General features: G+C 34.8%; 18 protein-coding genes and 2 pseudogenes. 9 read left to right on the top strand and 11 right to left on the bottom strand.

The window, feature by feature from the left end:
- Positions 1-12 precede the first annotated feature (12 nt).
- A pseudogene (locus AB4865_RS05145) lies at positions 13-210 on the top strand (MerR family transcriptional regulator); the annotation flags it as partial.
- Positions 211-354: 144 nt separating this feature from the next.
- Here AB4865_RS05145 and AB4865_RS05140 read toward each other — a convergent pair.
- From AB4865_RS05140 to AB4865_RS05095, 10 genes are all read right to left on the bottom strand, one after another.
- Complete coding sequence (locus AB4865_RS05140; RefSeq protein ID WP_372474652.1) at positions 355-801, bottom strand: MarR family winged helix-turn-helix transcriptional regulator; 447 nt, start codon at positions 799-801, stop codon at positions 355-357.
- A gap of 15 nt (positions 802-816) precedes the next feature.
- Positions 817-1,236, bottom strand: a complete 420-nt coding sequence (locus AB4865_RS05135; RefSeq protein WP_041990688.1) for an SRPBCC family protein — start codon at positions 1,234-1,236, stop codon at positions 817-819.
- A gap of 194 nt (positions 1,237-1,430) precedes the next feature.
- A complete protein-coding gene (locus AB4865_RS05130) occupies positions 1,431-2,180 on the bottom strand; it encodes a GNAT family N-acetyltransferase (RefSeq protein WP_372474651.1) in 750 nt (249 codons plus the stop codon).
- A 47-nt stretch (positions 2,181-2,227) separates the two neighbouring features.
- Complete coding sequence (locus AB4865_RS05125) at positions 2,228-2,680, bottom strand: DMT family transporter (protein ID WP_212895807.1); 453 nt, start codon at positions 2,678-2,680, stop codon at positions 2,228-2,230.
- 25 nt (positions 2,681-2,705) lie between these two features.
- Positions 2,706-3,248, bottom strand: a complete 543-nt coding sequence (locus AB4865_RS05120) for a Crp/Fnr family transcriptional regulator (RefSeq protein ID WP_372474650.1) — start codon at positions 3,246-3,248, stop codon at positions 2,706-2,708.
- 461 nt (positions 3,249-3,709) lie between these two features.
- Positions 3,710-5,098 carry a tRNA uridine-5-carboxymethylaminomethyl(34) synthesis GTPase MnmE gene (gene mnmE / locus AB4865_RS05115; RefSeq protein ID WP_372474649.1) on the bottom strand — a complete coding sequence of 463 codons (1,389 nt, stop codon included), beginning with the start codon at positions 5,096-5,098 and terminating at the stop codon, positions 3,710-3,712.
- Positions 5,099-5,233: 135 nt separating this feature from the next.
- Entirely contained in the window at positions 5,234-5,611 is a 378-nt protein-coding gene (locus AB4865_RS05110; protein WP_372474648.1) for a DUF4258 domain-containing protein, read from the bottom strand.
- An 18-nt stretch (positions 5,612-5,629) separates the two neighbouring features.
- Positions 5,630-6,307, bottom strand: coding sequence for a tRNA (guanosine(37)-N1)-methyltransferase TrmD (gene trmD, locus AB4865_RS05105; protein WP_372474647.1), 678 nt, complete (start codon positions 6,305-6,307; stop codon positions 5,630-5,632).
- Between the two features lie 34 nt (positions 6,308-6,341).
- A complete protein-coding gene (gene dinB, locus AB4865_RS05100; RefSeq protein WP_372474645.1) occupies positions 6,342-7,433 on the bottom strand; it encodes a DNA polymerase IV in 1,092 nt (363 codons plus the stop codon).
- Between the two features lie 11 nt (positions 7,434-7,444).
- Positions 7,445-9,493, bottom strand: a complete 2,049-nt coding sequence (locus tag AB4865_RS05095; protein ID WP_372474644.1) for a recombinase — start codon at positions 9,491-9,493, stop codon at positions 7,445-7,447.
- A gap of 38 nt (positions 9,494-9,531) precedes the next feature.
- Here AB4865_RS05095 and AB4865_RS05090 point away from each other — a divergent pair, with 38 nt between their 5' ends.
- On the top strand, positions 9,532-10,002 hold the full coding sequence (locus tag AB4865_RS05090; RefSeq protein WP_372474643.1) for a CYTH domain-containing protein: 471 nt from the start codon (positions 9,532-9,534) through the stop codon (positions 10,000-10,002).
- An 85-nt stretch (positions 10,003-10,087) separates the two neighbouring features.
- Here the strand turns inward: AB4865_RS05090 and AB4865_RS05085 are convergent, their stop codons facing one another.
- A complete protein-coding gene (locus AB4865_RS05085) occupies positions 10,088-10,468 on the bottom strand; it encodes a DUF6252 family protein (protein WP_372474642.1) in 381 nt (126 codons plus the stop codon).
- A 433-nt stretch (positions 10,469-10,901) separates the two neighbouring features.
- Here AB4865_RS05085 and AB4865_RS05080 point away from each other — a divergent pair, with 433 nt between their 5' ends.
- From AB4865_RS05080 to pgi, 7 genes and pseudogenes are all read left to right on the top strand, one after another.
- Positions 10,902-11,984 carry a hypothetical protein gene (locus AB4865_RS05080; protein ID WP_372474641.1) on the top strand — a complete coding sequence of 361 codons (1,083 nt, stop codon included), beginning with the start codon at positions 10,902-10,904 and terminating at the stop codon, positions 11,982-11,984.
- Between the two features lie 89 nt (positions 11,985-12,073).
- Positions 12,074-13,344 (top strand): annotated as a pseudogene (gene kynU, locus AB4865_RS05075) (kynureninase).
- Between the two features lie 139 nt (positions 13,345-13,483).
- On the top strand, positions 13,484-14,557 hold the full coding sequence (locus AB4865_RS05070) for an agmatinase family protein (RefSeq protein WP_372474640.1): 1,074 nt from the start codon (positions 13,484-13,486) through the stop codon (positions 14,555-14,557).
- A gap of 139 nt (positions 14,558-14,696) precedes the next feature.
- Positions 14,697-15,464, top strand: coding sequence for a DUF3108 domain-containing protein (locus tag AB4865_RS05065; protein ID WP_372474885.1), 768 nt, complete (start codon positions 14,697-14,699; stop codon positions 15,462-15,464).
- Positions 15,465-15,466: 2 nt separating this feature from the next.
- The gene (locus tag AB4865_RS05060; RefSeq protein WP_372474639.1) at positions 15,467-16,402 is read left to right on the top strand and encodes a tryptophan 2,3-dioxygenase family protein; all 936 of its coding nucleotides are present in this window, start codon (positions 15,467-15,469) and stop codon (positions 16,400-16,402) included.
- Positions 16,395-17,630, top strand: coding sequence for a peptidoglycan DD-metalloendopeptidase family protein (locus AB4865_RS05055; protein ID WP_372474638.1), 1,236 nt, complete (start codon positions 16,395-16,397; stop codon positions 17,628-17,630). Before AB4865_RS05060 ends, AB4865_RS05055 begins: the two co-directional genes overlap by 8 nt.
- A 41-nt stretch (positions 17,631-17,671) precedes the next feature.
- On the top strand, positions 17,672-19,273 hold the full coding sequence (pgi, locus tag AB4865_RS05050; RefSeq protein ID WP_372474636.1) for a glucose-6-phosphate isomerase: 1,602 nt from the start codon (positions 17,672-17,674) through the stop codon (positions 19,271-19,273).
- Positions 19,274-19,283: the final 10 nt, after the last annotated feature.

The following is a 19,283-nucleotide window of genomic DNA, read 5'->3' as shown; positions in this document are numbered from 1 at the left end:
TGGAATTAGCTATATTTTTTTAACAAAGGCATCATCAAAAGTCTGACCGAAGAGGAGGGTAAAAACCGCCGCTATGATTACAAAAACATCAAAAAAATGCTCCTCATCAAGGAACTTTTAGACGAAGGCTACACTCTTGATGCCTCGGCTGAAAAAGTTAAAAAACGAATGGAAATGATTAGCGAAACTTTCGGGAAGTTGAGGAAATAAAAAATAACAATGTTGTTTGTACAACTACCTGAATATAAATCATATCATTAAAAACGCCCCAGTTAAGGAGCGTTTTTTGTGTCTTTTACTATGTATGTTTTAAGTTTATAGATTACGATGTTGTTCTTTGATTGTGCTATTTTTTTATGATTTTAGTTTTAATAATATGTTTAAGAATTCATTGAATAAAAATTGCTTTTCACTGAGTTTTCCAAAAAAACGCTTGTCAAACTCTTCCACTTCAAAAATTGCTTTTTTAATGGAGTCCATACCTTTATTTGTAATTTCTACTACCTTAGCTCGTGTGTCGGTTTTGTGTTCTTTTCGTATTATGAAAGTTTTCTTTTCTAAATTTCTAACGATTTGAGATGTCGTCATTGGGTCAATCTGTGTAAAATTTGACAATGAAATCTGTGTAACTTCTTCCTTTTTCAAAGAAAACCAGTAAATACTTGCCAAAATCATAAATTGAGGATGTGTTAAACCGAAAGGTTGTAATATTTTCTTAATTTCTCTTTGCCACAAATTCGTTACTTGTAAAAGCAAAAGACCAGAACTGACTTCGGGTGTCAATTGAAATATATTATTCATTTTCTGACTACAAGGTTATAATTGTTTAGCGTGTTTGATTTGATTTTCAATATCTTTTGGAAGATTTTTTACAATATCATTGGCTACAAGTTTTATCCAAAGTCTTGATAACAATCCTTTTACGCTCATTGTTATGGTGATTTTTAGTCCATCGGGAGTTTCTTCGTACAAATGTTCCCCGTACATTTTTGCCAGAGGAAATCGGGTTAAGTCCGTGAATTTCCTAAAGGGTTCTAATTCCACAATTTCCATTTTCACTTTGGGAGCTTTTTTAGGTTTTAGGATGAAGAAACTCCCCACTTTCAATTCGCCCAATAATTTTGAGTATTCTATGGAAGTCTTCCAGCGATTCCAATTATCAATATCTGTAAACAATTGCCAGATTTGCTCTTTTGTAATTTCTTGGGTAACTACCGAATACGATTTTGTCCACATAATTTATGTTAGTTAAAATTCGGGACAAAGATAATAATAAATGTGTATATAATAAGTATACTTATAATGATATTTTTCTTTAAGAAGTCAATAAAACTGATGCCATTATCTTAGATTTAAAATTAAATTTATGGTCAAAACTATTAAAAGCAGAAGAAATTGATGATAATTATTTGATTTTCAAAACTAAAAATTTACCACTTAATCCGTGGGTTACGATGTTGTTCTTTGATTGTGTGATTTTTTGATTTTAAGATATTAGTAAGAGCGTAATTCATCATCAAAAAATCCTCTTCAAAACCTAATTTTAGGTAAAGATTTCTGCCCATTGGGGAAGATTGTAAAGTTATTATTTTAGACTGATTTTCAATAGATTGATTAATGATTTGACACATAATTTCTTCAGCAAAACCTAATTTTCTAAACTCAGGAAGTACCCCCAACGAATGAACGCCCATTATATTTTCGGTTTGATGAAGAACTAAAGTTCCAATTGTATTTTCTTGATAATAAAGCAAATAAAATTCAATTTCTGATTTTGATTTATAGACACTTTCAGCGGAAATATGATAACCAAAACATTTGCTAAATACATCTGACCAAATTTCCGATTGTTCTTTTATTTCTATCTTTTTTAATTGTAATTTATTGTTTGCCAGTATTTTTTCGGTTAAAGCCAATGACATTCCGTATTGTTCTGATTTTTTCACAAATCCGAATGATTGTAGTTTTTCATCTTCGTTTTGGAAACCATCGTTTGCAAAGTAGCTAAATGTCAAAGGTTCAATACTTTGAAAGGAAGTAGATTGAATTTCTTTAAGAATTTCATTTGTCAATATATTTGGATATTGGTTCAGCCAAATTCTGTTAGGATATTCTGAATTCGCAACTTTCGCCACCGAAATTGTATCAAATTGATGGTATTCTCCTGCACAATCACTCATAGTTTTCCAAAGAGAAAAGAGATTCTGAGTGTTTTGAAGTATTTTTTTCATTTCGAGTAAATTAAAAGAATTCCTACAATCATTACCACCACGCCTATACTTTTTTTCAAGGTAATGGGGTCAGCAGGTAGATTGAGCCAACCAAAATGCCCTGCGATAACCGAGAAAACCAATTGTCCACAAAGTCCCAATACGATAACTTTGGTAATGCCTATTTTAGGAATCGTAATAAAGTAAAGCATCAGTCCTGCAATGCTGAAAAATCCACCTGCCAACCACAAATACCAAGGAATTTCCCTAAAACTTTCTTTGTTGGGAAGGTCTTTTGTAAACAGCAGTAAAACAAATAGTAACGAAAATATTACCGAACTTATTGCAGAAATGAAAGTAGTAAAAATCGGTTTTTTGAGCAGAACCGTCAGTTGAGAATTAAATGCCGCTTGAATTGCTAAGCAAACACCCCCCATAAAAGCCAGTATAAATAGTAATTTTGTATTCATACGGCAAAATTAGAGCATTTTGAAATTACAACTCTTTACATATGTTGATTGGCAGAGAATTTTTTAATTCTTTACGAATGCGACTCAATTGTGTCGGAGTGATTCCTAAATGTAATGCTATGTTTTTCAGTGAAATATGGTTTTCTATATTTAGATGTTGTTCTAATAATTTTAGGTATCTTTCAGAGGCTTCCTGCATTACAATAGCGATTTCTCGTTTTTCCTTATCAATTACCCAATTTTTTTCCAGATAAGCAATGTAGAAATTTTTAAAATCTGAGTTTTCATCTATTAACTTCCTATATTTTTGATAGTCAATGCAAATAATTACCGAATCTTCAACGGCTTGAAGTTCAAACTGAGAAGGTTTTTGTAATATTGATGAGACTAAAGACCCAGCAAAATCATTTTCAAGGAATATATTTTTGTTGTATAAACTTCCTTTTCCATCTATAAAATAAGCGATTACCGCCCCTTGACAAATGAAATATTTGTATTTGGCTATTTTGCCAAAAGGTAAAAGCAATTCTCCAGATTTAATTTCTTCAAAATGAATGATTTTCAGCAACAAATCGAAGGTTTCATTGCAGATTGGGTAGTAGGATTGTACTTTTTTAAAAAATTGTTGTATATAATTTTGTTTTTCGTACATAATGGACTGAGAATATCTAAAAATTTTAACAAAGGTAAAAACTTTGTATCTTTGCGTCAAGTATATATCCCTCAAAAACGCTCCTTAATTGGGGCGTTTTTCGTTGTATGTTTTTAAATTCATCCGTGGGTTACGATGTTGTTTTTTGATTGTGCTTTTTTATGATTTTAGTTTTACAATTTAATTCTTTCTTTTTCCGTATATTCCTCAAATACAAGCCTATTTCCAGATAAATCATTAGCGGAATAAGTCCGAAAGTTTCGGAAAGCCTCTTACATTTTTATTCCTTAATTCCTTGCTCCACCAAATACGAGGTCAATTATCAATTAACTTCTCTCAGTCGGAGAAGTCCTCGTGTCATAATTCTCAATTAAAACCTATTTTCCTATACAAAACTTCGAGAATATATTTCCGAGTAGCTCATCGTTAGACACTTGTCCTGTAATCTCACCGAAATGGTACAAGGCTTGACGAATGTCTATCGCCATCAAATCGGCTGAAAGGTGGGTGTCGAGTCCGTACTGTACTTTTTGGATTTCTTCCAAGGCTTTAATTAGCGAATCGTAATGACGGGTATTGGTTACGATGGTTTCGTTGTTGCGAAGAGCTCCGGTATTTACCAAATTGAGCAATTGCTCTTTTAGAGTTTCTACACCAATTTTTTCTTTAGCCGAAATGAATAGTAAATTATCTATCTGTTTCTTGAGATCTTCAATTTGTGAAGCATCCAATAAATCTGCTTTGTTAATAATCACCAATAATGATTTTTGTGGGTATTGATTTTTAACCCTTTCAATTTCTTCAATATACTGAGAACTTGAAACTTGAAACTTGGAACTTTCTAACAAATATAACACCACTTGTGCTTGGTCAATTTTTTCAAAAGTCTTCTGAATTCCAATGTTTTCGACTACATCTTTGGTTTCTCTAATTCCAGCTGTATCGATAAATCGGAAGCCTATACCGTTGATGACTAATTCGTCTTCGATGGTATCTCGAGTGGTTCCAGCAATATCTGATACGATGGCTCTTTCCTCGTTAAGTAATGCATTGAGCAAGGTCGATTTCCCTACATTGGGTTCGCCCACAATGGCTACAGGAATTCCGTTTTTAATCACATTTCCAACTGCAAACGAATCAATCAATCGCTTGATTACAAACTGTATACGTTCTAATAATTTTCTAAATTCCGTACGGTCGGCAAATTCCACATCTTCTTCCGAAAAGTCCAATTCCAGTTCGATGAGTGAGGCAAAATTGAGCAATTGTTCGCGTAAGTTGGCAATCTCGTTGCTAAATCCGCCACGCATTTGTTGCATTGCCAATTGATGTGAGGCTTCGTTGTCTGAAGCAATCAAATCGGCAACAGCTTCGGCTTGCGACAAGTCCATTTTTCCGTTGAGAAACGAACGCATGGTAAATTCACCGGCAGTAGCCATTCGCACGCCATTGCGAAGCAACAACTGAATAATTTGCTGTTGGATAAACACCGAACCGTGGCACGAAATCTCTACGGTAGGTTCGCCAGTATAGGAATTGGTTCCTTTGAAAAGCGAGACCAACACCTGATCGATGATTTTTTCGCCGTCTTTGATGTATCCCAAATGTAGGGTATGCGTTTTCTGTTTGCGTAAGTCTTTGTTTTTAACAGAATGAAACACAGTGGCTACTTGCTCAACAGCCTCTGGTCCCGAAACGCGTATAATGGCAACAGCACCAGCCCCCGAAGGTGTTGCCAGTGCTACTATAGTATCTTGTAATATCATAATTTTTCTAAATTAACCACATCGTCAAAAAGATTTTTTACAAAAGAGAATCAAAGAATTTATAGTTAGCAGAGACGCTCCACTTGAAAAAAACATAGAATGTGACGACTAAAAAGTGAAACTCAATTAAAACAATCACTCTCCCCTTTCTACAATAATTTCATCAAAAATCACTTTGTCTGTATGATTGATTACTTTGAAAGTCATAGGTTCTAATTTAGCATTTTTACCTTCGATGATATAGAGTTTTCCACCTTCGTAAGGAATGTTGCTGTTTTTAAAATCTATATCTCCCAAGGTGAGGAATGTATTGATTTCTTCTTTAGAAAGTTGACTAAATTCGTAGTGTGCTTTATCGCTCACAATATAGGGTTTTGAACGCAAATCCTTCAAAACGCGACAATTGGGTAAATAACAAAATTTGGTATCTTTTGCGTCTAAAAAGTAATATACTGCAAAACTACCAATCAACAGTCCTAATAGGTAGTAGGCTAATCGTTGTGAAAATTTCATGTGTTTGTTTTATTTATATTATTCTTCCAATAAATCAGGTCTTCTGTTTTTGGTATGCTGATATGCCATATCTTCACGCCATTTTTCGATTTCAGGAAAATTGCCACTCAACAAAATATCAGGTACTTTCCAACCTTTGTATTCGGCTGGTCTTGTGTAAATCGGCGGTGCCAACAAATTGTCCTGAAAACTATCGGTCAATGCCGAAGTCTCATTGGAAAGCACTCCAGGAATCAATCGAATGATGGCATCACAAAGTACTGCTGCTCCCAATTCTCCTCCCGAAAGCACATAATCTCCTATCGAAATTTCTCTGGTGATAAAATGGTCGCGTACTCGCTGATCGACTCCTTTGTAATGTCCGCAAAGTATGATGATATTCCCCAAAAGTGACAATCCGTTTGCCATAGACTGATTAAGAGTCTCACCGTCTGGGGTCATATAAATGACCTCATCATAATGGCGTTCGCTTTTCAATTGTGAAATACATCTATCGATTGGTTCGATACTCATCACCATACCAGCTCCTCCACCGAATTGATAGTCATCTACATTTTTGTGTTTGTTGGTACTATAGTCTCGTAAATTGTGAAAATGCACTTCGACCAAACCTTTGGCAATGGCTCTTTTCAAAATCGAAGCCTCAAACGGACTTTTGATTAATTCGGGTAAAACGGTGATGATATCTATACGCATATTGAATGTTTTGTTGCAAAAATACGATTATAATTTAGTAAAAATAATTGGAATTTTCAAACTCTAATTTGAGCTGAATATATTTAGGTTTCTCTTTATTTGACGATGTATTGAGATTTGAAATCTGAATGCCAATCAATCGGACAGAGTCTTTTAATTTTTCCTGATCCAACAAAGAAATGGCTTCTTTTAAAATGATTTTAGCATCGTCTATATAATAAGCAAATGTTTTACTTCGAGTTTGTAAGGTAAAATCACTGTATTTAATTTTTAAAGTCAGTGTTTTTCCTTTTACATTTTTTTTATGTAATCGCAGCGTGAGTTCATTCGCAATGTGTTCTAATTTTTCTTCTAAATGCAACACCGAACTAAGATTGACTGCAAAGGTTCGTTCTGCTCCAATCGATTTGGGAATGTGTACATTTCTTACAGGACTATTGTGAATCCCTCGAGCTATTTGATAAAAATGCAATCCCATATTTCCAAAATGTTTTGAAAGAAAGTCAAGAGATTTTGTGCGTAAATCAGCTCCAGTAAAAATTCCCAATTGATACATTTTTTGCGTGGTTTTCTTCCCTATTCCATACATTTTTCGCACGTCGAGTTGAGCTAAAAATTCATCAATTTCTTCGGGCAAAATCGTTTTTTGTCCATTGGGTTTGTTGTAATCACTGGCTATTTTTGCCAAAAATTTATTGACAGAAATCCCAGCTGATGCCGTCAATTGGGTAGTAGCAAAAATTTCCTCACGTATCAATCGAGCGATTTTGGATGCACTGGAAATATTTATTTTATTTTCCGTAACATCGAGATAAGCTTCGTCCAAAGAAAGGGGTTCAACCCAATCGGTATATTTGTAAAAAATTTGTCGAATCTGTCGCGATATTGCCGTATAACGTTCAAATCTCAAAGGTTGAAAAATCAATTCAGGACAACGTTTTTTGGCAATTTTACCGCTCAATGCACTGTGTACACCATACTTTCGAGCTTCGTAACTTGCCGCCGAAACCACTCCTCTCTCCTCTCCTCCTCCTACCGCAATAGGCTTTCCTCTCAACTCTGGAAAATCGAGTTGCTCTACAGAAGCATAAAAGGCGTCCATGTCTATATGAATGATTTTTCGCATGGAAAAATGGATTATTCTACTTTGATTTTCTTTGATTTTGGTGGAAAAAAGAACTTCATTGGATAGGTTTTGAAATAATTCCAAACCGATCTAAACATTGGAATCAATTCCCACAACGACAATTCTCTCGATTTAAACGCCAAATAGATTGACAATAAAAAACTCACGATAAAGTTCATAAATCCTATCACGGTCAGTCCTATAAAAGACCAAATCCAGGTAGAAAGTGTCAAATCAAAATTAGCTCCATAAGCTCCTAAAGCGATGTTTCCACTGGCAAATGTGATGTGTCGAATGTCTAAATCCAATCCCAAGAAATGTCCAACAGAATAGGTACTCCCCATGAAGACACCAAACCAAAAGTTAGACACAATTCCCGGCCATTTTTTCTCAATAAAAGAAGCGATTTTGTTGGTTTTTTCTTTTCCAAACATCAATTTTAACTTCGGATGTTCTTTGATTCGATACACAATTTGATTGTGCAAATTTTTGTTGGAAACATTTCCAGAAATAATCCCCGACAAAAACAAAAATACTCCTGCTATCGAGGCGTGGAATATCGCAGGCGATTCGATTGGGTCAACATCCTTGAGCAAAGTTACCCATTTGGTATCAACAATATTGATATTCGTAGCCATATCTATCCCCCATACAATCAACAAAGCTACGGGAAATGCCATGATGATATTTCCGATAAAGGCAATGAATTGCGAACGCGTGAGTTTTGCAAACAATTCGGCAAAAGCGGTGTAGCGATCTTCTGCGTTGTTTTTGTTTTTATAACCTTCTTCGATAGATTTTGTAATGGTAGATGCCGTCATAGCTGGCTGTTTGGTTGCCAATGTATAACCCAATAAATAAATGAGTATGAACCCCATAGAATAGTTCATACTGTACCAAAAAGCGTTTCCAAAATCTGAACTTGCCAATTTTGACACCAAAATTTTCAACACACACAAAAACCCTACGATAAAACCACCTCCCAAGGCAGCTTTAAACATTTTCATGTATTCCGATGCACTTTCGGTGATGTAATGTTCGCCTGTTTTTGCGGTGTAATTGGTAATCTGAAACGATACATTCCCGATACTTTCTTTGATCAATGAAGACACATCGTTTTTCATACAGTTAAACTCAATGAGTTTCAAGCACAATTTGATGGTATTGCGCATTTTGTCTCCTTCGCTATTGACAATCAAGAATGAAAGCATCAATTCAAAGCGGTACAATTGTTGTTTCAAACGCAACAAAGCTTGATTTACACGCAAAGTGATACCATATTTCTGTTTATTGTTAAACGCTTGATTAATAAATTCAAAACACTGTCCCAATAAAATTTGTAGTTGTTTCAAATGCTGGTCGTTGTGAACCAAATATTTCAATTCGCCATTACGCATCAATTTTTCTATCAATAAAAATTCGCGTTCCAAGCCCAAAAACGGATTTTCCAAATGTGTATATTCGGGTACCATTTTCACAATATTGCTTTCCATCGAGCGACCACTCATACGCTGTGAGAGCAATCCTGCGGTAAACAATATTTCTGAAACGACTCCTTGATAATATTTTTCACGTTCGTACATATTGGAAATACTGAGAATTTCTGTCAATTCATAGATTTCTTCGTACGGTATTTTCTGAATCCACAGATAGTCGGTTTGCTTGTAAAACACTTGGTTTAGTACATATTCCATCGAGTCTTTCTCTGGCTGATACGGCAAAACCTTGTTCCACAAACGCTTCTGAACCTCGTACAAAAAGTCAGATTCTTGCAAAATTTCTACATCAGACATCATACGGCTAAACTTTCGTTTGCTCAATATCTGCGACATATAATAGTACAAAAATTTGCGATGTTCATCAAATTCAATCAAGTGATCGATGAGTTCGCGTATGCTAAATCGCTGAATCTGTTTAGGTTTATCTGGACGGAAATAATCAACAATTTCATAGAACAATTGCAACTGTTCCAATTGTTCTACTTTCGTAGATTCTTCTATTGCCGTTTGAAATATGCTGTCTAAACTTTTATTTTGAGGTATATTCTTTTTCAAATTCATACAATTGCTGTAACTTTATCCCATTAAAATTCTCCTTTATGATAGAAATCGAAAGAAAATTTAGCCTCAAAAATACTAATTTTTTGGCAAGTGCCACAAAATCTTATAAAATAACTCAAGGATATCTCAATTCTTTGCCCGAACGCACCGTGAGAATTCGCACAAAAGGCAATAAAGGATTTATCACTATAAAGGGAAAATCCAACGAAAATCTTACCTCTCGTTTTGAATGGGAAAAAGAAATTCCAGTGGAAGAAGCACTGCAATTATTGGCGTTATGCGAAGATTTCGTCATCGAAAAAACGCGTTATGAAGTTCCCTTTGGAAATCATCTTTGGGAAATCGATGTGTTTCACGGAGCAAACGAAGGTTTGATGATTGCTGAAATAGAACTTGAATCAGAAAACGAACAATTTGACCTGCCCGATTGGGTGGATAACGAAATCACACTCGACAATCGATTTTTCAATGCGTATTTGTCTAATCATCCATATAAAACATGGAAATAATAAAGTCCGAAAAGCATCTATTGCTTTTCGGACAAATAAAAAACTTTAAAATTAACTAAACGAACACCTTTTAAATTTAAAAGACTTATCTTGCTAAAGGAGTGTAAAACGAACCTTCTGTAAGTGTTTTCGTTTCTCCTGATTCTAAATTTTTTACTACCATAGAAAAAGTTCCTTTTATATCCTTATTGGTAACCTCTGTAATAGTAACACTTCCCATCTCCATCGCAAAATGATGATCAACATTTGGTGAGTCCCATTTTACGGAAAACTGAGCCTTTACATGAGAATTCATGTGATCGGTAAAGGTAAATGTACCTGTTTGTCCTTCGTAATATAAAATATGAATTGTTAGACCTTCATACTGATTGCTATCAGTACGACCATTTATCGACAATGAACCACCAGAAAAAGTAGAATGAACAGCGGAAGTAGAATACGGAACACCATCAATATTCATTTTCATTTGATATTTAGTTGGTGTTTCTCCCCCACTCGATTTAGAACAACCAACAAATATAAAGGCTGAAACCAATGCAAAAAATGCTATTTTTTCATATTTTTCATAATCTAATAGTTTTATAATTCATACAAATATAACAAATTATGAAATCATTAAAAACATTTTTCTAATAAAATCATTTAAACCTATTATTTTTTTTACTTTTGTGAATGACTTTTAAGAAATAATACGTCCATAAATAAAAGACCATGTTTACAACAGGAAAAATTGTTTTTGCATTATTGTTTGTCGTTGTTTTTACAACACTAATGATAGTTATGTACAGAAAAGATATGAATTTACATAAAAAATATTACAAAGGTAGTACTCTTGTTTTCATTGCTTTTCTCTTATTTATTGGACTGTTGTTTTTGATAAAATTTTATTTGAAAGAAAAATGAAAATTTTAAAATATATTTTTACTTTATTTCTCCTTACTACTGTGTGTTTGTCAATTTTCATTGCCACTCAAAAAGGAGATTATACTCTCAAACATTCTAAAAAAATAGAGCAAAATAGCCGTTTGATATACTCGTATATTACGGATATTCGTAGCTTTCAACAATGGGGTGCTGATGCTCTGATTTCGCCTACTGTTTCAGAACAATTTATAGGGAAAAATGCGGAACTTACTGCTCAAAATTTTCATTCTATCATAAAAGATGATAATGGCAAAGACCGTATTATTTTTGAAGTAAACAACTATGGTGAAAAAACGCTACACACACTTTCAATTTCCTCATTGCCAAACGATGAAACTATGATTGAAATGGAATCAAAAGGAAATTTGTCATTTCTTGATCGTGTAAAAAGTGTGTTTTACGGAGGTATCTACAATTTAAAAGGAGAAAATTTTGAAAAAAAACTCAACAACATCAACTTTTATGTTGTTCAATCTGTAAAATCATTTGACATAGAAAAACAAAACAATGAATATCTTTCAGATTTCAACTATATTTCTAAATCTTTTGAAAGCAAATTGGACGATTTTTCTGAAAAAATCATTCAAGCAGACAAGGAGTTGAAAAAATCTGCTCAAGATTTGAAACTAAAATACAAAGAAGACGTATTTGTTAGCTTTTACAAAATAGGTACGGAAGAATCATCTGTGTATCAAGTAGAAGTACTTCTTCCAATCCAAGGTGAAGCTATTTTAGCTGAAACTACTGAAAAAATTTCTACTGGAAAGAAATCAGTTTTTTATGCCTTTAAAGCAAAACTAACGGGTGACTATTCGCATTTTTCTTCTGCAAAAAATTATTGTGTAAAAGAAATTGAAAAAATAGGAGGTAGTATCAATTACGACCAAATGAGTTTGTTTAAATTGGTTCGTAGTTTTTCCAATGATTTCCAAAGAGATAAATGGGAAACCATCATCTACTACCCTATCAAGCAAATTCAAAATACTGAAACACAATCGACAACTACAACTACTGCAACGAGCTCATCCAATAACGCGACTGTAGAAATCAAAGAATAAAAAAGTAAAAAACAAGGTTCATCGCCTTGTTTTTTTGTTTATAAACATAAGAATCTTTAATTTTAGCCTCTGAAATAATATTTATCAATATGACTTTTGAAAATACTCGTGCTTTTGCACAATCTTTAGATGCCAAAGATGCCTTGGCAAAATACAAAGACGAATTTGAATTTCCGGTTGTCAACGGTAAAAAAGCCATTTATTTTACAGGAAACTCATTGGGATTGTTGCCCAAAAGAGCCAGAAAATACATCAACGATGTGGTAGAAGATTGGTCAACAATGGCTGTGGAAGGTCATTTTTATGCCGAAAAACCTTGGTGGGATTACCACGAAAGATTTTCAAATCCTTTGTCAAAAATCGTAGGTGCTTTGCCTGAAGAGGTTTCGGTAATGAATACTTTGACGGTAAACCTGCACATGATGATGGTGTCGTTTTATCGTCCTACCGAAAAAAGATTTAAAATCATTTGCGAGGAAAAAGCCTTTCCAAGTGATCAATATTTGTTGCAAACGCAAGTAAAATTTCACGGTTTTGACCCAAAAACTGCCATCGTTGAGGTAAAACGCCGTGAGGGAGAACACAACCTACGCAACGAAGACATCATTGCAAAAATCAAAGAAGTAGGTGATGAATTGGCGTTGGTACTCATCGGAGGAATCAATTATTATACAGGACAAGTGTTGGATATGCCTACAATTACCAAAGCTGGGCACGAAGTGGGAGCGATTGTAGGTTGGGATTTGGCACACGCAGCAGGAAATATCGAAATGTCGTTGCACGATTGGAACATCGACTTTGCTTGTTGGTGTAGCTACAAATACATGAACGCAGGCCAGGGAGTGTTTCTGGGTATTTTATACATCAAAAACACCACAACAATCCAGATATTCCGAGATTTGGTGGATGGTACGGACACAACAAAGAACGCCGTTTCTTAATGGAACCTGATTTTACACCAAACGCAGGAGCATTGGGCTGGCAGAGTTCGTGTACAGGCGTTTTGGCAATGGCACCTTATTTGGCTTCGGTTGAAATTTTTGAAGAAGTAGGTATGAAAGCCTTGGTAGAAAAACGCAATTTGATTACCTCTTACCTTGAGTTCATCATCAACGATATTGCACAACGCACAGGAAGTAATTTGGAAATCATCACACCAAAAAATCAAGAAGAAAGAGGTTCGCAATTGTCGGTAATTTTCCACGGACAAGGAAAACAATTGTTTGAAAACCTGATGAAAAACGGTGTTGTTACCGATTGGAGAGAACCCGCAGTAATTCGCTTTGCCCCAGTGCCGTTATATACTTCGTTTGAGGAAATGTATGACTTTGGGCAGATATTGGAAGCGGCGTTGAAATAATAATTGAACCACATTAGGAACAATAGAAACATAGTATTAAGTGTTAATATAATAGACGCTTACGCTTTTCATAGTAAGCATGGGTTGTAGCATAAAAAAGCTATGTGCTATGTGGTTTAAAAATAATAATAAACAAAACATGACAAAACAACAAAAAATAGAAACATTCGACCCATCACAACCTGGTTTGTCTGATGCAACCATCTACGGATTACCGTTTACAGCAGAAGAAAGTGAAATCATCGTGGTTCCTGTGCCGTGGGAAGTAACTGTGAGTTACGGAGCTGGTGCATCAGAAGGTCCAGAAGCGATTTTCGACGCATCGTTCCAAGTGGATTTATTACACCAACAATTCCCTGATTTGTGGAAATTGGGAATTTATATGGACGAAGCCCCCGAACATTGGAAATTGTTGAGCGACCAATACAAAGCCGATGCACAACCAATTATTCAAGCCTTGGAAGAAGGAAAAGTCATCAAAGAAATCCCAGCGTTGCATAAAAAATTGGAGGAAATCAACCAAGCGACAACCCGACTGCACAACGAAGTAAAAAACCACATTATGGAATGGCAAAAACAAGGGAAATTGGTGATTTTGTTGGGTGGTGATCATTCTACTCCATTAGGATATTACGAGGCATTGGCTACTCAATACAACAATTTTGGAATTTTGCATTTCGATGCCCATATGGATTTGCGTATTGCTTACGAAGGCTTTACTCATTCGCACGCATCGATTATGTACAATGCGATCCAATTGCCACAAATCACAAAATTGGTTCAAGTAGGAATCCGTGATTTTAGTCAGCAAGAAGTAGAGGTTATTCAAGGTACTGACAAAGTAAAAGTTTATACAGACAGTGATTTGAAAGAAAAATTGTTTGAAGGCAAATCGTGGCAAAACCTATGCGATGATATCATAGCACAATTACCACAAGATGTTTGCATTAGCTTTGACATCGACGCATTACAAAGATGGTACTGCCCAAATACAGGAACACCAGTACCAGGAGGACTGTCTTTTGAACAAGCTACTTATTTGATAGACAAATTGGCAAACTCTGGCAAAAACATCATCGGAGTAGATTTAGTAGAAGTTGCCCCAGGAGAAGACGATTGGGACGGAAATGTAGGAGCGAGATTGCTTTTCCATTTGTGCGGAGCTTTCGCAAAAAACAAAGGATTAAATGTAGGTAAAAAAGTTTCATTTTAATCATAAAAAAGACTGTCAAAATTGACAGTCTTTTTTATTCAAAATAAATTTAGGCTCGGTATTTGCAATTCTTTTTACAAAGTAACCCAAAAAAAGGAAAAAAATGATTAAAATTGCAATAAAAATGAGGAGAATGAAAATGATGAAATATGCTACTGTGATTTTACTTATGTTAATCAGTAATTTCACATTTGCACAAGCGTTTAAATCGGGAGAATACTTTAAATTTCAAATATCGTACGGAATTATTGATGCAGGAGTTGCGACGCTTTCGCTCAATGAAACTACATACAACGGAAAAAAAGTATTCCACGCAAAAGGTAATGGATACACCACTGGAATTACCAAAACTTTGTTTAAGGTAAAAGATGATTATCAAAGTTATTTTGATGTAAATACCAATCAACCCTACAGATACATCAGAAATATAGACGAAGGTGGATATACCAAAAACGAAGAAGGATTTTTTCAATACGACAAAAACAATATCTTGGTAAAAGATTATAAACACAAGGCTGAAAACAACCACAAACTGCCTCATAACAAAATTCAAGACATTGTTTCGGCTTTTTATTACCTGAGAAATCATCCAAATATCGACAATTTGAAAAATGGTCAAAGCATTGATATCGATATGTTTTTTGACAGAGAAATCTACAAATTTCGCCTAAAATTGTTGGGTAGCGAAACCATCAAAACAAAATTTGGAAAAACCAAAGCTTTGAAATTTAGACCGTATGTTCAATCTGGACGCGTGTTTAAAGAAGAAGAAAGTTTAACCGTTTGGGTATCAGACGACAGCAACAAAGTACCTTTGAGGATTCAAGCCAGCCTAATGGTAGGTTCTCTCAAAGCAAATTTAGTAGATTACAAAGGATTATCAACCCCTATTAATTTTCATAAATAAAAATGAAACCAGAAATCACAAACACAATTGAAAAATTGGATGAAAAATTCCAATCGATTGACCAAAAATTAGAAACACATTTGCAAGGATTGTTGTGGCAAAAACCCATCACATATTGGGATTATATTCAGACAGATGCCTTGCTAAACCTACAAATCCAACGCTCTACCCTACCCGATGAAATGGTATTTATTATGTATCATCAGGTAAATGAATTGTTGTTTAAAATGATATTGTGGGAAATAGAACAAGTTTGTGAAAAAGAAAATATCGAAATCGCGTTTTTCTCAGATAGAATGTACCGCATTTCGAGATATTTTGATATGTTGACCACTTCGTTTACCGTGATGATGGACGGAATGGATATCGATCAATATTTGAAATTTAGACACACATTGACACCTGCCAGCGGATTTCAAAGTGCTCAATACCGATTGATTGAATTTGCTTCTACCGATTGGATCAATCTGATTGACACTCGTTTTAGAGAAGATATTAGAAAGAGAAAAAACGATATTTCATACGACGAAATCATCGAAAACATGTATTGGCAAGCGGCTGGAAAAGACTACAAAACTGGTAAAAAATCGTACCTGTTAGACGCTTTTGAAAAGAAATACAAAAAACAATTCATCGATTTTATTGAAAAATATGATACCAACAATTTGTGGAGCAAATACAAACAATTGCCAATACAAGACCAACTAAACGAAGAATTGATTAAAGCCATGCGTCATTATGACAAAACGGTAAATATCACTTGGGTAATGGGGCATTTCTACGCAGCAAAAAAATACATTGAAAGCGAAGACGGTCCACAAGAAGCAACAGGTGGTAGCGACTGGAAAAAATACATGTTGCCACAATACCAAAGAAGAATTTTCTTCCCAGAATTGTGGTCAAAAGAAGAATTGGAAAATTGGGGAAAAGATGTTTAACAGATTGGGATTTTTCCTAATAATGATATTTTCGGTAATTTCTTGTAAAAAAGAAGTTGAAACTATCAACGAAATGTATCAAGAAATTGCCGAAGATTCGATTGTTGAAGAGCCGTTGTATGGTTTTCAACTCAAAAACTTCAAAGTCGAGCGAGATACAATCAAGCGAGGCGACAACCTCTCACTTCTTATGGCAAGAAACGGACTCGATGCCACCAATATTCACGAAATTTCCAAAAATATTGGAAACGCTTTTGATATGCGTAAAATGAAAGTGGGCAAAACATTGACCATTTTAAAAGGAAAGGAAGCACCTTACCCCTTGCAATACATTGTGTATCAAGCTAGTCCGCAAACTTACAATATTGTTGATTTTCGCGATAGCATACACGCATATACTACTGAATACGACATCAAACTCAAAACAAAAGTTGTCGCTACACATATCAACGAAAATCTTTACGAAACTATCAAAAACGAAGACATAGACACGGGAGTTGCTATGGTTTTGGCGAAAAAATTTGCATGGACAATCGATTTTTTCAAGTTTGAAAAAGGTGACAAATTTGCTATTTTTCTTACGGAAAAATACCTCAACGACTCTATTTTTGTAGGAATAGAAAAAATAAATGGAGCCTATTTTTACACACAAGGAAAAGCAACTTATGGTTTTCCTTATCAATCCAACGGTGATTTTTCAGTAGAATTTTACGACGAAAATGGCAAGCAAATGCAAACCATGTTTCTCAAAGCACCTTTGAGATATTATCGCATTACTTCAAAATTTTCAGCAAAGAGATTTCACCCTGTACTGAAAGAAAACAGAGCTCATCACGGTACGGATTACGCCGCTCCTACAGGTACACCTATTATGACAACCGCAGATGGAATCGTGATTGAAACAGGTTTTAACAAAGGAAATGGCAATTATGTAAAGGTAAAACACAACGCCACCTATAGCACACAATACTTGCACATGTCGAAAATATTGGTAAAAAAAGGACAACGCGTTTCACAAGGACAAACCATCGGATTGGTCGGAAGTACAGGTTTGGCTACTGGGCCACATGTTTGTTATCGCTTTTGGAAAAACGGCGTACAAGTAAATCCGTTAAAAATCAATTTACCAACTTCTATGTCATTGGAAAGTAGTGAAATACCAGATTTCAAAAAACAAATCACTCCAATAAAAGACTCATTGGATAAAAGGATAAAATTACTGAAATAAAGAAAAAATGATTATTTTTGTTAAAACGATCAAATAAAAAAATGGCACTACTAAAAATAAATCCAACAGAAACAAAAGCTTGGGAAAAACTCAATTATCACTACTTGAAATTGCAATACGATCGCATTCAAGATTTTTTTTCGTATGATGATCAACGAGTAAAAAAAATGCACATTGAGTGGAAAGATATTCTCTTGGATTTTTCAAAAAATAAAATTACCGACCATACATTGAAGCTCCTTTTCGAATTGGCAAATGAAGTAGAATTGAAAAAGGGAATTGAGGCTATGTTTTCGGGCGAAATCATCAATGAAACAGAAAAAAGAGCTGTCGCTCATGTGGCATTGCGTGATTGGAACAATCAATTGCAATTACCTTTTTATCAAGAGGTACAAGAGGCTTTGCAAAAGATAAAAGTATTTACAGAAAATATTTTATCAGGTACAACCAAAGGTTCTACAGGAAAAGCCTTTACAGATGTAGTAAATATTGGAATTGGCGGTTCGGATTTAGGCCCTAAAATGGTAGTGGAAAGTTTGCAAGATTATAAAACGCATCTTCACACTCATTACATTTCCAATATTGATTATGATGCCATAAAGGAAACTTTAGAAAAATTAAATCCAGAAACCACCTTGATTATCATAGTATCTAAATCATTTACAACTTTAGAAACATTGACCAATGCAGATGCAATCAAAAACTGGATTGTAAAGGCAAATCTAAAAACCGAAGACCATTTGATTGCCGTTTCGAGTGCCATAGACAAAGCGGTAGCTTACGGAATTGATGCTGATAACATTTTCCGTATGTGGGATTGGGTTGGCGGAAGATTTTCATTGTGGTCGGCAGTAGGTCTTTCAATAGCTTTGGCTGTAGGCTATGAGCATTTTATCGAATTGTTGAAAGGAGCTCAAGAAATGGACGAACATTTCTTACGCACACCCTTTCAAGAAAATATTCCTGTGATTTTGGGATTGATTGGAATTTGGTATGCCAATTTCTTTGGTTACGAAACCGAAGCAATTGTACCATATAGCAATCGTTTGGCTTCACTTCCTGCCTATTTGCAACAAGTCATTATGGAAAGTAACGGTAAAAACATGTCGAGAGAAGGATATTTAGTTGACTATCAAACCTGTAATATCGTTTGGGGAGAAATCGGAACCAATTCTCAACACGCTTTTTTCCAGTTGTTTCATCAAGGGTCGAAAATCATTCCTACGGATTTTATTGGTTTTATCAACCCATTTACTCCATCCGAAATGCACCATCAATTGATGGCAAATTTCTTTGCCCAAACTGAAGGATTGATGAACGGAAAAACAGGAGCTTATGAAAACACCGACAATACAGATGGTTTGGCAAAATATCGTATTTTTAGAGGCAACAGACCTACTAACACACTTTTGATCAACAAATTGACCCCAAAAAACATCGGAAGTCTTTTGGCATTGTACGAACACAAAACATTTGTTCAAGGCTACATTTGGAATATCTATAGTTTTGATCAATTTGGAGTGGAATACGGAAAGCAATTGGCTCAATCTATCAGCAATGAAATAAAAAATCAAAAGGTAGGACAGCATGATGCCTCTACAAGTTTTCTTTTAGAACATTACTTAAAAAAGCAAAATAGATAAAATAAAAAAG

This window comes from Capnocytophaga sp. ARDL2, from assembly GCF_041530365.1.
Lineage (GTDB): Bacteria > Bacteroidota > Bacteroidia > Flavobacteriales > Flavobacteriaceae > Flavobacterium.
The sequence above is the reverse complement of the archived record's forward strand: the minus strand, read 5'-3'. Positions and strand labels throughout refer to the sequence as shown.

What these genes read in the sequence shown, in the direction of transcription:
- dinB (WP_372474645.1), bottom strand. Translation starts at nt 7,433, where the DNA reads ATGCGAAAAATCATTCATATAGACATGGACGCCTTTTATGCTTCTGTA.
- AB4865_RS05140 (WP_372474652.1), bottom strand. Translation starts at nt 801, where the DNA reads ATGAATAATATATTTCAATTGACACCCGAAGTCAGTTCTGGTCTTTTG.
- AB4865_RS05110 (WP_372474648.1), bottom strand. Translation starts at nt 5,611, where the DNA reads ATGAAATTTTCACAACGATTAGCCTACTACCTATTAGGACTGTTGATT.
- AB4865_RS05065 (WP_372474885.1), top strand. Translation starts at nt 14,697, where the DNA reads ATGATGAAATATGCTACTGTGATTTTACTTATGTTAATCAGTAATTTC.
- pgi (WP_372474636.1), top strand. Translation starts at nt 17,672, where the DNA reads ATGGCACTACTAAAAATAAATCCAACAGAAACAAAAGCTTGGGAAAAA.
- AB4865_RS05060 (WP_372474639.1), top strand. Translation starts at nt 15,467, where the DNA reads ATGAAACCAGAAATCACAAACACAATTGAAAAATTGGATGAAAAATTC.
- AB4865_RS05125 (WP_212895807.1), bottom strand. Translation starts at nt 2,680, where the DNA reads ATGAATACAAAATTACTATTTATACTGGCTTTTATGGGGGGTGTTTGC.
- trmD (WP_372474647.1), bottom strand. Translation starts at nt 6,307, where the DNA reads ATGCGTATAGATATCATCACCGTTTTACCCGAATTAATCAAAAGTCCG.
- AB4865_RS05085 (WP_372474642.1), bottom strand. Translation starts at nt 10,468, where the DNA reads ATGAAAATGAATATTGATGGTGTTCCGTATTCTACTTCCGCTGTTCAT.
- AB4865_RS05135 (WP_041990688.1), bottom strand. Translation starts at nt 1,236, where the DNA reads ATGTGGACAAAATCGTATTCGGTAGTTACCCAAGAAATTACAAAAGAG.
- AB4865_RS05095 (WP_372474644.1), bottom strand. Translation starts at nt 9,493, where the DNA reads ATGAATTTGAAAAAGAATATACCTCAAAATAAAAGTTTAGACAGCATA.
- AB4865_RS05080 (WP_372474641.1), top strand. Translation starts at nt 10,902, where the DNA reads ATGAAAATTTTAAAATATATTTTTACTTTATTTCTCCTTACTACTGTG.
- AB4865_RS05130 (WP_372474651.1), bottom strand. Translation starts at nt 2,180, where the DNA reads ATGAGTGATTGTGCAGGAGAATACCATCAATTTGATACAATTTCGGTG.
- mnmE (WP_372474649.1), bottom strand. Translation starts at nt 5,098, where the DNA reads ATGATATTACAAGATACTATAGTAGCACTGGCAACACCTTCGGGGGCT.
- AB4865_RS05055 (WP_372474638.1), top strand. Translation starts at nt 16,395, where the DNA reads ATGTTTAACAGATTGGGATTTTTCCTAATAATGATATTTTCGGTAATT.
- AB4865_RS05070 (WP_372474640.1), top strand. Translation starts at nt 13,484, where the DNA reads ATGACAAAACAACAAAAAATAGAAACATTCGACCCATCACAACCTGGT.
- AB4865_RS05090 (WP_372474643.1), top strand. Translation starts at nt 9,532, where the DNA reads ATGATAGAAATCGAAAGAAAATTTAGCCTCAAAAATACTAATTTTTTG.